Origin of the sequence: Streptomyces sp. AC558_RSS880, assembly GCF_019049255.1 — a bacterium.
GTDB lineage: Bacteria > Actinomycetota > Actinomycetes > Streptomycetales > Streptomycetaceae > Streptomyces.
In genome coordinates this window covers 124723-139498 of sequence record NZ_JAGMUJ010000130.1, presented here as the reverse complement: position 1 = coordinate 139498, position 14776 = coordinate 124723, and the positions used below count along the sequence as shown (strand labels likewise).

Sequence of the window (14776 nt, the reverse complement as noted above, 5' to 3'; positions counted from 1 at the left end):
GCACCGAGATGGACTCGCACCGCATGAGCGACTTCCCCCGTTTCCCGCCCGGCTTCGTCTTCGGCGCCGCGACCGCCTCGTACCAGATCGAGGGCGCGGCGTACGAGGACGGCCGAGGCCCGTCGATCTGGGACACCTACAGCCACACCCCCGGCCTGGTCGCGAACGGCGACACCGGTGACGTCGCCTGCGACCACTACCACCGCTACCCCGAGGACGTGGCCCTGCTGCGCGACCTCGGCGTCGGCTCGTACCGCTTCTCCCTCGCCTGGCCGCGCGTCGTGCCCGACGGCACCGGCCCGGTGAACCCCAAGGGCCTGGACTTCTACTCCCGCCTGGTCGACGAACTCCTCGCCGCAGGCATCGAGCCCGCCGCCACCCTCTACCACTGGGACCTCCCGCAGGCCCTGGAGGACCGGGGCGGCTGGCGGGTGCGGGAGACCGCCGAGCGGTTCGCCGAGTACGCGGCCGTCGTCGCCGAGCGCCTGGGCGACCGGGTGCCCCGCTGGATCACCCTCAACGAGCCGTGGTGCAGCGCCTTCCTCGGCTACTCCGTCGGCCGCCACGCCCCGGGCGCCCGCGAGGGCCGGGGCGCCCTGGCCGCCGCCCACCACCTCCTGGTCGGCCACGGACTGGCGGTCCGGGCGCTGCGGGCGGCCGGGGTCCGCGAGGTCGGCATCACCCTCAACCTCGACCACCACCTGCCCGCCACCGGCTCCGCCGCCGACCGGGAGGCCGTCGTACGCGCCGACACCCTGCACAACCTGGTGTGGACGGAGCCGATCCTCGCCGGGCGCTACCCGGACACCGAGGAGGACACCTGGGGCGAGCTGATCACCGGACAGGACTTCCGCCGCGACGGCGACCTGGAGCTGATCAGTCAGCCGCTCGACTTCCTCGGCATCAACTACTACCGCCCGATCGTCGTCGCCGACGCCCCGTACCGCGAGGGCGACCCCGCCCTGCGCGTGGCGACCGACAACCGCTACGCCGAGACGGCGCTGCCCGGCGTCCGGCACACCGCGATGGGCTGGCCGGTGGCCCCGGACACCTTCACCGACCTCCTGGTGGACCTGAAGGAGCAGTACGGGGACGCCCTGCCGCCGGTCCACATCACGGAGAACGGCTCCGCCGAGGACGACGAGGCGGGCGCGGACGGCGCCGTGCACGACACCGACCGGGTGGCGTACCTGCGCGACCACCTCACCGCGCTGCGGGCCGCGATCGACGCGGGCGTGGACGTGCGCGGCTACTACGTGTGGTCGCTGCTCGACAACTTCGAGTGGGCCTTCGGCTACGACAAGCGCTTCGGCATCGTCCGGGTCGACTACGACACGCAGCGGCGCACCCCGAAGGACAGCTACCACTGGTACCGGCGCATGATCGCCGCCCAGCGGCCCTGACGGACCGGCCCTAAGCGGCGCCTTCACGGTCGTCGAAGGCGCCGCCGACGCCCGGTTCCGGCTGCGCCGTGAGCGGCAGGACGACGGGGGAGCCGGTGAGCGCGGGACCGCCCGCGTCCGCCGCCCCGGCAGCGGGGACGGGCTTGCGCAGCAGGAGCAGTGCCGCGTCGTCGTGCAGCCGGCCGCCCACGTGGTCCAGCAGTTCCTGGTGCAGCGCGGCGAGCGTGCGGGCCGGCTCGTCGCACAGGTGCCGGGCCAGGCCCTCGGCCAGCGGGTAGAACTCACGGCCGGCGTCGCGGGCCTCCGTGACCCCGTCGGTGTAGAACAGCAGTTGGTCCCCCTCGGTGAAGGGCACCACCTGAAGGCCGGGGGACTCGCCCGACAGGGCACGCAGCCCCAGGGGCGGCGCCGGGTGGTCGGGGTCCACCGGCACCACCTCGGCGCCGCGGACCAGCAGCGGGGGAGCGTGTCCGCAGTTGACCACCTCCAGCCGCCCCGGCTCCGGGTAGCCGGCGACCACGGCGGTGACGAAGTCGTCGTGGCCGAGGTTGCGGGCCAGGCTCCGTTCGATCCGGCAGACCACGTCCAGCAGGTCCGGCTCGTCGTAGGCGGCCTCCCGGAAGACGCCGAGCACCAGGGCGGCCGTCCCCACGGCCGGCAGCCCCTTGCCGCGCACATCGCCGACGATCATCCTGACCCCGTGCGGAGTGGGGATGAGGGCGTAGAGGTCGCCGCCGATCCGGGCCTCCGCCGCGGCGGCGCTGTAGTGGACCGCCGCCTGGAACGGGCCGACGGTCTCCGGGACCGGCTTGAGCAGGGCGTGCTGCGCGGTCTCCGCGACGGAACGGACGGCCGCGAGCACCCGCTCCCGGCGTCCGCGCAGGGCGCTGGCGAGCGTGCCGGCCAGGGCGACGGTCACCAGCGCGGCGAGTACGACGGCCAGCTCCGGGGCCGCCATGCCGTGCCGGGCGCCGATCGCCGCGCCGAGGAGGGAAGCGAGGAGACCCACCCCGAGGACCCCGACCGGCCGGCTGGTGGCCGCCGCCAGCGCCGGTCCGGCGGCGAGCAGCGGCAGCCAGACCTTGCCCGTTCCGCCGACGAGGTCGACGAACACGACGAGGAAGACGATCAGTACGGAGAGGGCGGGTGTGCCGGCGGCCCAGTGCGCGACGGCCCGTGCCCGGGGCGACCACGTGTGGCGGACCCCCCGCTTGTACTGCCGTATCGGCCAGTGGTCGCGTCCATGCTGACGGGCGTGACTCATGTGTCGTCCGCAGTCCTCACCTTTGCGCGGCGTGCGCGCGTCCGTAATGCCTGACTTGAACAGGAAAGATGACTGTCGCGAACGTCACAAGGGTGTGCTTTTCAGATAGTGAACGACAGCCCTCGGGTCACCCGTCCGGCGGTCGGCAGAAGGCGCTCGCGGACCTCGTCGAGCCGGTGCAGCCGGTCCTTCGGCATGGAGACGCCGAGCGAGCCCAGGGTGTCCCCGCTGTAGACCGGCACCGCGACACAGACGGTGCCCAGGGAGTACTCCTCCAGGTCGGTGACGGCCGGGGCCAGGTCGCTGCTCTCCAGCCGGCGGATCAGCTCCTCGGCCGTGGTGATCGTCCGCGGGGTGAGGTCGTTCAGCGGATGCCGGGAGAGGTACTCCTTGCGTGCCTCGTCGTCGAGCTCCCGGAGCACCGACTTGCCCAGTGCGGTGGCGTGCCCGGCGTCCTCGAACCCCACCCACAGCTCGGCCCGCGGGGTGCGGGGGCCGTCGACGATCTCGGCGACGCGGATCTCGCCGTCCTCGTAGAAGGTGAGATAGGCGGCGGTGGACAGCTCGTCCCGCAGCGCGGCGAGCGCCGGCCGGACCCGGCTGAGCAGCGCCTGGCCGCGGCCCGCCGTGTGCAGGGTCTGGAACCGGTCGCCCAGGACGAACCCGCCGTCGTCCAGCTTGCGCAGATACCCGTCGTGCACCAGCGTGCGCAGCAGGTGGTAGGCCGTGCCCAGGGGCAGCCCCGTCTCACGCGCCAGCTGTTTCGCCGGCGCGCCGTTCGGATGGGCGCTCGCCGCCTCCAGCAGCCGGAAGGCACGCTGCACGGAGGTGATGAGCGTCGGGCCCGCACCCATGGGACCAGCCTGCGCCGGTCGCCCGCCGCAGGCAAGTAAGGCCCCCGTTCCACCCAGGTGGAACGGGGGCCTTTGGTGAAGGCGGCGGTCAGCGGCCGGCGGCCGGGGCGGGCGGCACGGGCACCCCGTCCTCGGTCACGTACTTCGTGCCGTCGTCGTACTTGGTGATGGTGAAGGAGTCCAGTACGTCCCCGACCTCCTTGTCCGTGGTGGACCGGTCGTCCCACTTCGCGGCGACGACCGCCTCGTAGCGGATCGTGTCCTTCGTGACCTTGATCCCCTGGAAGGTGGAGGTGTGTCCGGCGCTGACCACCTGGGTCGCCCCGTTGCGGGTCCACACGTTGTCGTCCCCGGGGGCGAGCTCGTAGTACTTCGGTCCCGAGACGGCGACCGTGTACACGGGGCCGGTGGTCACGCCGGGCGTGGCGGTGGCGTCGGAGTCGACGTACCCGCGGGCGTACACGTGGTCGTGTCCCATCAGCACCAGATCGATGTCGTTGCGCTGGAGCACCGGCAGCCAGGCGTCACGCACCGCCTTCTCGTCGCGTCCCTCGGCCCCGGAGAACACCGGCTGGTGGAACACCGCCACGGCCCACTTGTTGGGGTTGCCGGCGAGGATCCCGTCCAGCCAGCGGCCCTGGAGATCGAGCCAGAGCCGCTCCGGGTCGGGGCAGTTCTCGCTGCACTCCGGGAGATCGTCCGGCGTCATCAGCGACCGGGCGTCACCGGTGCTGGCGTTGAGGGAGATGAACCGGACGCCCTGGTAGTCGGTGTAGTACGCCGTCTCGGCGAGCACCTTCGCCATGTGCGCCTCGTAGGCGGCGCGCTGCCGCTCGGCGGGCGTGTCCCCGGCGGCCGGTGAGGCGCTCGGCCCGTTGCCCGGGTATTCGAACGTCGACTTCCACTTCTTGAGGAAGGTGTCCCCCGCGTACTCGTGGTTGCCGGGCGCGGCGATGACGTTGGTCGTCTGGCTGAAGCCGTCCATGGCCCCGAACCAGTCGCGCCACTCGCTGTCGTTGCCCGAGGTGTTGACCAGGTCACCCGCGTTGACACTGCCGACGGCGTCGGGATAGCGGGCGTAGGCCCGCTTCACCACCGGCGCCCACTTCGCCGACAGGTCGTTCTGCGCGTCGCCGAAGTAGAGGAAGGTGAAGTCCTCGCCCGCGGGCCGGGCGGTGGTGAACCGGTACACGGGGCTGACCCGGTCGCCGTTGCCCACCCGGTACTCGTACTCGGTGCCGGGGGAGAGGCGGTCGAGGACCGCGGAGTGCGTGCGGGTCTGCTCGCCGTCCGCGGTCAGCTCCTCGTTGGCGCGGGCCGCCACGGTCCGCCACTCCTGCGTGCCGGCCTCACGGACCCGCACCTCGCCGGAGGTGAGCGCGGCGGCGGTGCGCCAGGTGACGGCCTGGGAGGACTCCGGCTTCTCGGTCGGCGTCAGGACGATGCGCTCCGGCGTCGAACCGGGCACCTCCAGATCCGGGTTGTCGGTGAGCGCCACGTCGAAGACGTGCATGACACCGCGGTCGGTGCCCTGCGGCAGGACGACGGCCGCGACCCGCTTCGCCGGGTCCAGCAGCTGCGGACGGGTGGCGAACACCTTGGTCTGCACGGTGTCCGTGCCGCCCGCCGCCCGGTTGCGTCCCGTCGTCGTCACCAGCGGCTCGTTGCCGAACTGGTGGTTCGAGCCGGGCGTCCAGTCGGTGAACCGGACCGGCACCGACTGGGTGGAGCCGTCGGTGTACTCGACCACCGCGGTGCCCTGCGCGGGCCCGTTGGTGGCGAGTCCCAGGAAGGAGATCCCGGTGGCCGGCGTCCCGTCCAGGGGGATGCGCTGACCGTGCGGGATCCAGTTGTCGGGCTCCCCGGGCCCGGTGTCCGGCCAGGTGAACTCGACACCGGTGTCCCCCAGCGCGAGCTTCGCGCCCGGCGCCGCTCCGGCCGCCGCCAGCCGCTCCCGGGACAGGGAGTTGTCGCTGAGGTCGAGGGAGCCGAGGTTCCCCCGGCCGTCGGGAGTGGTGCCGATGTTGTTCCGGGCGTCCGTGCCGTCCGTGTGCGACGGGGGGACGTCGGCCGCGCGAGTGCCCCAGGTGCCGGGCGTCGCCGACATCCGGAAACCGAGCCTGCCGCCCTCGCGGGTGAAGTCCGCGGGGAGCCAGGAGCGGGTGGTGGCGCGGCCGTTCACCTTCAGCTCGCTCACATAGGGCGCGTCGTCGGCGCGCGGCGCGTCGAGGACGATCCGCCGCCGGCTGTCGGCGCTGTCCACCACGACCCGGTCGAACATCGGGCCGCTCACCACCAGATCGGCGGTGCCGGGAACGGCGGGGAAGAGCCCGATGTTCGCCCACACGTACCAGCTGCTGAGCGAACCGAGGTCGTCGTTGCCGGGCAGCCCCGAGGGCGTGGTGTCGTACATCTCGTCCACCGCGCGGCGCAGCACGTCCGCCGTGCGGTGCGGCTGTTGCAGCCAGTTGTAGACGAACGGCATGGTGAAGCTGGGCTGGTTGCTCAGATAGGCGCCCGAAGTGTTGTACACGCCGGCGTCGAGCGTACGGGTGTGATCGTCGAGGGCCTTGGTGGTGGCCTCGACGCCGCCCCGCTTCTCGACGAGGGCGCCCACGTTGTGCGGCACCATCCAGCCGTACTGGTAGCCGGTCGCCTGCTCGAACTGGTCGCCCCGCTCGCCGAGGTCGAAGCCCCGGTCGAAGCCCGTACGGTCGCGGGGGCGGATGTGGTCACCGGCGTCGTCGAACACGTTCTGCCAGTTCTGCGCCCGGACCATGTACCGGTCGTACGTCTCCTGGTCGCCGAGACGCCGGGCGAGCTGGGCGATGCCGAAGTCGTCGACGGCGTACTCGAGCGTCTTGGACGTCGCCGAGTCGCCCTTGCGGTTCTCGATGAAACCGACCGTCGCGTACTGGTAGGCGTGCCGCCGCAGGGTCGAGTCGGCGGGGAGGTCCTGCGTCGACTTCATCGACTCCAGCGCGGCCCGCCGGTCGTAGTCCGTGCTGCCGAACGCGTCGATCGAGGCGACCACCGACTGCAGCGAGTCACCGCTCATCTTCTGCTGGGCCTGGTTCAGGTGCGGCCAGTTGGGCCAGCTGCCGGTCTGGCGCACCATGTCGGTGATCGACTGGTTGATGTCGCTGCCGACCTCCGGGAACAGCAGCGCGATCAGCTGGGCCTGGCTGCGATAGGTGTCCCAGCCCGCGTAGGTGACGTAGTGGTGGCGGCCCTCGGCCACCCGGTGGATCTCGCCGTCGTAGCCGCGGTACTCGCCGCTCACGTCGTCGAAGACGTTGGGGTGGAGCAGCGCGTGGTAGAGCGCGGTGTAGAACTTCACCCGCTCGTCACGGGTGCCGCCGTCCGCGTCCACGGTGCCGAGCGCGTCCCGCCACACGCGTGCGGCCTGCGCGCGCACCCGGTCGAAGCCCCGGCCGCGGGTCTCGGCGGTCGCGTTGCGGGCCGCGCCCGCGACGCTCACATAGCTCAGGCCCGTCTTCGCGGTGACCTTCGCACCCCGGTCGAAGACGAGGTAGGCGCCCGCCCCGTGCTTGGTGCCACCACCGGAGGCGGCGGCCGATCCGGCCCGTACGTCGGAGCCCTGCCAGGTGCCGTGGGCCTTGACGGGCCGGTCGAACGTGGTCGAGAAGTACGCCCGGTAGCGTCCGCCCTCGTCGCACACCGAGGCGGTCTCCACCCAGCCGCTGACGGTGTCGCCGTCGACCTTCACCTCGCTGCCGAAGACCCGGTTGTTGGAACCGGCCACGTCGAACAGCAGCGTCGAGCCGCCGTCCGAGGGGAAGTCGAAGCGGCTCACGGCGGTGCGCGTGGTGGCCGTCAGTTCCGTCTCCACGCCGTTGGCGAGGTCCACGGAGTAGTAGCCGGGGTCGGCCTTCTCGTCGGCGTGGTCGAAGCCGACGTAGTAGTCGGTGATCCTCTCCGCCGGGCTGGACGGCAGGGCGCCGTCGGTGAGCTCGCCGGTGTACGGCAGGACGGGGAAGTCGAAGCCGCTGTACCGGCCTTCGCAGCCGGTCCCGGAGAGCCGGGTCATGCCGAAGCCGCGGACCTTGTCGGCCGTGTACTCGTAACCGCCCTTCTGGTCCCCGTCGGAGGAGCGGTACGTGGTGGGGGAGGACTGCACCATGCCGAACGGCACCGTGGCGCCCGGCCATGTGTTGCCGTACGCGCTGTTCCCCTTGTTCTGGGAGGTGTCCAGCCGGGTGCCGATGAACGGGTCGACGGCGTCGAACGCGGCGATGTCGCGGTCCTCGGCGGCGGCGCTCGTGACGGGCGTGAGCCCGGCGACCAGGGTGCCGAGGATCAGCGCGGCGGCGAGGAGTCTGCGCCGGCCCGGCGGGGGCGTCGGCGGATGTGGTCCGGTGGCGTTCCGCATGGCGTGGGCATCCCTGCTTCCGGTAGGTGTGACAACGTTGTCTGCATGTGAGCCTCGATCGGGCCGCGTCCTACGGTCCAGCCCTTCGGGCTCGGCGGCGGAAGCCCTTGGAGAAGATCACGTGAACTCAGGGGGAAGCCCGCTCGCCCGAACGCGGCCGGGACCCCGGTGAGGGGCCCCGGCCGGCCGGACTCAGGCCGTCATGACGCGGGGACCTCATCCACGAAGGACGTGCCGGCGTCGCGGTAGGCGCCGATCCTCGCGGACACCTGGGCCGGGGTGAGCACCTGGTCCTTGACGTGCAGCACGTAGTCGACCTGCTGGTCGTAGGCGCGGGGCGTGGTCGACGTCTGGCCGTCGAGGTCGATCAGCCACTGGTTGAAGTTGATCGACATCGGGCGCTCGGGCAGGTACGCGGCGTCGTGGGTGCCGAAGTGCTGTCCGTCGACGTAGTAGGTGATGGCGCTGTCGTCGATGGTCACCACCAGGTCGTGCCAGCCGGCGAAGCTGCGCCGACTCTCGCTGTGCTGGTTGACGGCCTGCCAGGGGTCGGGGTTGTAGGTCTCCCAGGAGGTCGTGTACAGGATGTTGGCCGGCTCGCCCCAGCCCCCGTTGGGCAGGTACTCGAAGTCGTACTCGGCGTAGTCGTCGGCCATCGGGGCCTTGAGGTCGTTGATGGTGAAGAAGGTCTGGACGACGCGGTCGCCGTCGGGACCGTACGTGGGGGCGTCGGAGAACCGCACCCGGGCGGCGTAGGTGCCGTTTCTGAACTTCATGCTCCTGGTGAGGACTTCGGTGTGGACGGTGGATGCGCCGGTGCCGGCGGTGGAGGTCTCCAGGTTCATCACCGAGTTGCCGCCCGAGGCGCTGAAGGTGACCTTGGACGGGTCCCAGGTCGCGCCGGGCACGCCGGGGCCGCCGGAGTTGGAGCGCACGCTCCAGCCGTGCGCGGAGAGCGCCGGGTCGGTGTGCGAGGTGTAGTCGAAGTCGTCGAACAGGGTCTGCCCGCCACCCGGCGGGTCGGTGGGGTCGTCGCCCTCGGGGGCGGTGCCCCACACCGTGGCGCCGGCGAGCCGGGCGGTGACCTTGTTCCAGTCGGCGTACGCGGTCTGCGCGCCGTTGAAGGAGTAGTCGTCGCTCTGCCGCAGCGTCTGCCAGTCGGCCCGGTGGAAGCGCAGTTGCATGTCGCCGGTGTCGGCGCCGGGGGCCAGTGATCCGGCGGACGCGGTGAACCCGATCTCCAGGTAGCGGTCGGCCGTCGCCGTGGGGTGGGTGAGCGTCCCGAACGTGCCGGTGATGGCGGCACAGCCCTTGACCGCCCAGGAACAGGCGAAGCGGTACGAGGCGTTCGGGGAGTCGGCCTTGAAGTAGTAGCGGATCTTCACCTGGCTCAACTGCACCGGTGCGGAACCGGTGTTGCGGACCTTGAACCAGGGCTCGCTCTGGTCGGCGGTGGCCCCGCCGGAGCCGGTGCGGTACTGGACCGTGAGGGCACCGTCCGCGGCGGCGGCGGTGGTGGCGGGGAGACCGGCCAGGGCGGCGCTGCCGAGCAGGGCGGTCAGCGCGAGTGCCGCGCGGGTGCGGCGGCCGGTGGGACGAGTACTCATCCGTGTCCTTTCGCTGTGGGGGGTGGCGCACGGCGGATCGTCTGTGCGGGCAGGCCATGGAGCTCATGGCGGCGGCCCGACCCGTCGTCGGGTTGACCAGTTGCCGCCGGGGCCTTACCAGTTGATGTCGAGAGAAGGTGGCATAGACCAATGTGGGCGTCAACCCTCCGCGTACGAACGCGGTTCGGCGTTCCGGGGGCGGACTCCCTTGCCGGACGCACCGGTTATGGTCGAGGCGATACCAGTGACCCGACGGCCGCACGGCCCGCACGCGCCGCCCCGACGACGAACGGGAGTCCCGTATGGAGATCGACCGCGTCGCCTCGGGTGCCGTGCTCAAGCGTGAACGGGTCCGTGACGCGATCCTGGAGCTGATCGAGGCCCGGCGCCCCGGCGACGCCATCCCCTCGGAACGCAGTCTGTGCGCCCGGCTCGGCGTGTCCCGGCCCACGTTGCGCGCCGCCGTGGACGAACTCGTGGTCGCGGGGCTGCTGGTGCGCGAACACGGCCGCGGCATGTTCGTCGCCGCCGAGAAGATCACCCAGGAACTGCTCTCCGAGCGGGGCTCCTTCGCCGTGCCGCGGGCCGGCGGTGTGTGGACCAGCCGGGTCCTGGAGTCGCGCACCCTGCCGGCCGGCGCCCGGGTGGGCCGCAGGCTGCGCGTGTCACCCGCGGCGCGCATCCGTTACGTGGCCCGCCTGCGGCTGGTCGACGGCTCGCCGATGGCCATCGAGCACCTGCACATCCCGGCGGACCTCGTGCCGGACCTGACCGGCGGGGAACTGGAACGGGGCGACCTGTACGAGCACTTCCGCGACCGGCACGATGTGCGGGTCGGCGAGGCGGTGCAGTCCATCGAGCCCACCGTCGTGACCCGCGCGGAGGCGGACCTGCTCGAGGTGCCCGAGCTGTCGCCGGCCCTGCTGTTCGAGCGCCTCACCACCGACACCGGCGACCGCCCCGTCGAGTACGTCCGCTCCCTCTACCGGGGCGACCGCTACCGCATCGTCTCCCGGCTCGCGCTCGGCCCGGCCCCCGCGCGGCCGAAGCCGCCCGAGGAACATCATCCGGGCATTCCGCCGGGCGACTTCACCTCCCGGTCTCCCGTCACCTTCTCGACCCGGGGCGTGGTGCAGAACGGCGGCTGACCGCCGTCCCGGCGCACCGGAGCTGCGGATCCCCAAACCGTTGACAGGTCCATACCAGGGCGAGATTCTGAGAGCGCTCTCAGAACGATTCCCCCCACAGTCGAACGGAGAGGGAGCATGCTGCGCACACTCAAACGCCGGGCCATGGCGGTGGGGTTGAGCATCGCCACGGTGCTCGGCGGCTCACTGCTCGCCACCGGAGCGCCGTCCCCCGCCCACGCCGCGGTCCCGGACACCATCCCCCTGCAGATCACCAACAACTCCGGCCGCGGCGAGCCGGTGTACGTCTACAACCTCGGCACCCAACTGTCGACCGGCAGACAGGGCTGGGCCGACGCGAGCGGCACCTTCCACCCCTGGCCCGCGGGCGGCAACCCGCCCACCCCCGCGCCCGACGCCTCGATGACGGGCCCGGCGGCAGGACGGTCCACGACCATCCGCATCCCCAAGTTCTCCGGCCGCATCTACTTCTCCTACGGCCGGAAGCTCGTGTTCAAACTGACCACCGGCGGCCTGGTGCAGCCGGCCGTGCAGAACCCGTCGGACCCCAACCGCGACATCCTGTTCAACTGGTCGGAGTACACGCTCAACGACTCGGGCCTGTGGCTCAACAGCACCCAGGTCGACATGTTCTCCGCGCCCTACTCGGTGGGGGTGCGGCGCGCCGACGGCAGCACGGCGAGCACCGGCCGGCTCAAGTCCGGCGGCTACCACGCGGTCCTCGACACCCTCAGGGGACAGTCCGGAGGCTGGGGCAACCTGATCCAGACCCGCTCCGACGGCACCGTGCTGCGCGCCCTGTCCCCGCTGTACGGACTGGAGACGGGCGCCCTGCCGGCGTCGGTCATGGACGGCTACATCAACCGGGTCTGGCAGAAGTACGCCGGCTCCACCCTGACCGTCACGCCCTTCGCCGACCAGCCGGGCGTCAAGTACTACGGCCGGGTCTCGGGTGACGTCATGAACTTCACCAACAGCGCGGGAGCCGTCGTCACCAGCTTCCAGAAGCCGGACGCCTCCTCCGTCTTCGGCTGCCACCGGAGGCTCGACGCCCCCAACGACCAGGTACGCGGCCCGATCTCCCGCACCCTGTGTGCCGGATTCAACCGTTCCACGCTCCTGACCAACCCCAACCAGCCCGACTCCGGCTCCGGCGGCTTCTACCAGGACTCCGTCACCAACCACTACGCCCGCGCCGTCCACGCGCAGATGGCCGACGGCAAGGCGTACGCCTTCGCCTTCGACGACGTGGGCCACCACGAGTCGCTCGTCCACGACGGCAACCCGAGCCAGGCCTCCCTCACCCTCGACCCCTTCAGCTGACCGCCCCGTGCGGGGACACCGGGCCGGTGGCGGCGCGCGGACAGGCGACGCCACCGGCCCGGAGGGACGACGGCGGTCAGCGCGGCGGCACGGGCCGCACGGCCAGGACGGCGATGTCGTCGTCGCTGTCGGCGCCGAGCCCGATGAGCAGCTCGTCGCAGAGCACGTCGAGCGGCTCCCGGGCCAGCGTGGCGGCATGCCGGCGGAGCCGCTCCATGGCGTCGTCCAGATGCTCACCACGGCGTTCGATCAGTCCGTCGGTGTACAGCAGCACCGTCGCATGCGCCGGGATCGCGTCCCGGGCCCGGGGACGGACCGTCCGGGGCTCCACGCCGAGCATCAGACCCGAGCCGTCCTCCAGATAGCGGGTGCGGCCGTCCGCGTCGATGAGCAGCGGCGGCAGATGCCCGGCGGAGGAGTGCACCAGCTCCCAGGGGCGGTCCTCGGATCCGCTGACCAGAGCGTAGATACAGGTGGCGGTGGACTCGCGGTACAGGCTGTGGTTCGCCATGTCCAGGCGGCGCAGAACGATCTCGGGCGGTTCCTGACGGTCCACGGCGATGCCCCGCAGCATGCTGCGCAGCTGGCTCATGGCGATGGCCGCGTCCAGGTTGTGCCCGGTGACGTCGCCGATGACCAGCGCCGTGTCCCCGTCGGGCAGGACGAAGCTGTCGTACCAGTCACCGCCGACCTGGGCGGTGGCGGAGGAGGCCGCGTAGCGGGCGGCCAGCCGCAGGTTCTCGACCTCCGGCAGCTTCGGCAGCAGCGAGCGCTGGAGCCGTTCGGCGATGTTGCGCGTGTCCTGGTAGTGACGGAGGTTGTCCACGCCCGGGGCGAGACTGCGCACCAGGTCGTGGACCAGTGGCAGATCCTTTTCCGTGAACGGCGTGTCCCGTCCGCGGCGGGCCACGGTGAGGACGCCGATGACCTGCCGGCGGGCCCGGAGCGGGGCGACGACCGCGCTGTCGGCGCCCATGGTCTGGAACAGCCCCAGGTAGTGGGCGTCCAGGGGGCTCGCGACCTGGCTGGGTGACGGCGGCCCGGTGAGCAGCAGCGGGCCCGCCCCGTGCAGCGCGCGGGCCAGGGGACCGCGGGCGGCGTCGGACACCGGCGGAAGCGGGCCCTCATACTCCGTGGGCCAGTGACCGCGGGGCGAGCGGTGGGTGAGGGAGACCCGCTCCACCTGGCCGCTCTCCGTGAACAGGTCCACCGCGCACCAGTCGGCCAGCCGCTGGGTGAGGATCTGGCCCACCCGCTCCAGACCCTCGTCCAGCTGTGGGGCGTTGCTCAGCGCGGCCGAGGTGTCGGCCAGCAGCGACAGCCGCTCCAGCGCCGACCGGTCCGCGTCCCGGTCGGGGCCGCCGGTGGCCGACGGGAGCAGCCGCTCCGGTTCCCCCTGTGCCAGGGACCGGACGCGGCCGGGCGGGTCCGCGGAGGAACCGGGAACCGACGCACGAGGGGCGAGATGCGCGACGAAGACGGTGCGGCCGTCGGCCGTCTCCTGCGGCTGGATGAACAGCCGCACGGCAACCAGCCGGCCGTCCCGGTGCAGCGCGGGCAGCGGCACCGAGCGGCCCAGGATCCGGGGCTGCCCGCTGAGCAGCAGGGACGCGAACGCCGCGGTGTGCCGTCTGCGGAGGTGTTCCGGGATCAGGGTGCCGAGCGACCGGCCCACGAGATCGTCCGCGTGCCAGCCGAGCAGGTCCGCCACCAGTCCGTTCGCGGCGATGATCCGGTTCTGTTCGTCGGCGGCGATCGTCGGAACCGTGCTCATCTGTACCTGCCCCGGGTCCCACGCCGCCTGTTCCGAGGGACTGGTGCCCGGCTCCCCCGGCACCATCGTCCACGCCGTGGGGTGCGCCCCGGCCAGCTGCCCGACGATCTGGTCGAACAGCCACTGGTGGAAGAGGCGCTGCCGCGGCAGCGCGGGCAGCGTCAGCAGACGCTCCTCGCGGGCGCCCTCCTCGGCGAGGTCGAGCACCGCGCGCAGGATCTGGACCGACGGCTCGGCGTCCGACGGCACCGACACGGGCAGTGAGCGGATCGCCTGCTCGGAGGGCTGCCGCCGCAGCGCGGCCGTCACGGACGCGGTGAACAGCTGGCTCATGTCCAGCGCGACGGCGAGGTCCTCCGGGGGGACACCGAAATCCTGGTCGGCGCCGACGGCCAGGGTGAACTCACGCAACAGGGTGTGCCGGTGCTGCTGAGCCGCCGCGTAGAGTGCTGTCGGCAGGTCGAGCAGGGTCACCGTGGCCTGAGGGCCGGACGGTGTCACGACGGGCGGCTCCCAGCCGTCCGGGTACCGGGGCGGTCCCTCGGGCCCCAGCTCGAACCAGACCGTCTTGCCCTCGTCACCGGTCTCGACGCCCCGCCGGGAGGACAGCGCGGCGACCAGCGCCAGCCCCTGGCCCGTACCGGCGTACGCCGGGCACCCGTGGGGCACGAGCCCGCGGTCCGGCCGGCGGTCGCCGACCCGCACATGGACCGTGCCGTCGTCGACGCGGGCCGCCACCTCGACCTCGGTGCGGGCGTGCAGGACCACGTTGGTCACCAGCTCACTGACCAGCAGTTGAGCCGTGTCCACCAGGTCCGGCGCGGCATCGCCGAGGGTGGCCCGCACGAACCGCCGGGCCTCCGCCACGCTCTTCGGCGCCGGAGGGAACCGACGCGACGGTGTCCCGCGGGCATCGAGGTCGCCCATGACTTCAGTCTGCCTCACCGGCCCCGGCCGTTCCCCGGCCGACACGGTGGAACCCCGCCGGACGTCCCTCCCTAGCGGATCCC

8 protein-coding genes are annotated in these 14776 nt (G+C 72.2%); 3 read left to right on the top strand and 5 right to left on the bottom strand.

Annotated elements, in window-relative coordinates:
• Window positions 1-23 precede the first annotated feature (23 nt).
• Window positions 24-1403 carry a GH1 family beta-glucosidase gene (locus KUM38_RS30280; protein WP_217134035.1) on the top strand — a complete coding sequence of 460 codons (1380 nt, stop codon included), beginning with the start codon at window positions 24-26 and terminating at the stop codon, window positions 1401-1403.
• 10 nt (window positions 1404-1413) lie between these two features.
• Here the strand turns inward: KUM38_RS30280 and KUM38_RS30275 are convergent, their stop codons facing one another.
• The 4 genes from KUM38_RS30275 to KUM38_RS30260 all read right to left on the bottom strand — a co-directional run bounded on the left by KUM38_RS30275 (window position 1414) and on the right by KUM38_RS30260 (window position 9521).
• Entirely contained in the window at window positions 1414-2667 is a 1254-nt protein-coding gene (locus KUM38_RS30275; RefSeq protein WP_217134033.1) for a PP2C family protein-serine/threonine phosphatase, read from the bottom strand.
• A gap of 101 nt (window positions 2668-2768) precedes the next feature.
• The gene (locus KUM38_RS30270; RefSeq protein ID WP_217134031.1) at window positions 2769-3521 is read right to left on the bottom strand and encodes an IclR family transcriptional regulator; all 753 of its coding nucleotides are present in this window, start codon (window positions 3519-3521) and stop codon (window positions 2769-2771) included.
• Between the two features lie 88 nt (window positions 3522-3609).
• Window positions 3610-7914 carry a GH92 family glycosyl hydrolase gene (locus KUM38_RS30265; protein WP_217134029.1) on the bottom strand — a complete coding sequence of 1435 codons (4305 nt, stop codon included), beginning with the start codon at window positions 7912-7914 and terminating at the stop codon, window positions 3610-3612.
• A 200-nt stretch (window positions 7915-8114) separates the two neighbouring features.
• Window positions 8115-9521, bottom strand: coding sequence for a cellulose binding domain-containing protein (locus KUM38_RS30260; protein ID WP_217134027.1), 1407 nt, complete (start codon window positions 9519-9521; stop codon window positions 8115-8117).
• A gap of 302 nt (window positions 9522-9823) precedes the next feature.
• Between KUM38_RS30260 and KUM38_RS30255 the strand changes: the two genes are divergently transcribed.
• Both KUM38_RS30255 and KUM38_RS30250 read left to right on the top strand, forming a co-directional pair.
• Window positions 9824-10669, top strand: coding sequence for a GntR family transcriptional regulator (locus KUM38_RS30255; RefSeq protein WP_217134025.1), 846 nt, complete (start codon window positions 9824-9826; stop codon window positions 10667-10669).
• 117 nt (window positions 10670-10786) lie between these two features.
• Window positions 10787-11992, top strand: coding sequence for a glycoside hydrolase family 64 protein (locus KUM38_RS30250; protein ID WP_217134022.1), 1206 nt, complete (start codon window positions 10787-10789; stop codon window positions 11990-11992).
• Between the two features lie 76 nt (window positions 11993-12068).
• Here the strand turns inward: KUM38_RS30250 and KUM38_RS30245 are convergent, their stop codons facing one another.
• Complete coding sequence (locus KUM38_RS30245) at window positions 12069-14693, bottom strand: SpoIIE family protein phosphatase (RefSeq protein WP_217134020.1); 2625 nt, start codon at window positions 14691-14693, stop codon at window positions 12069-12071.
• Window positions 14694-14776: the final 83 nt, after the last annotated feature.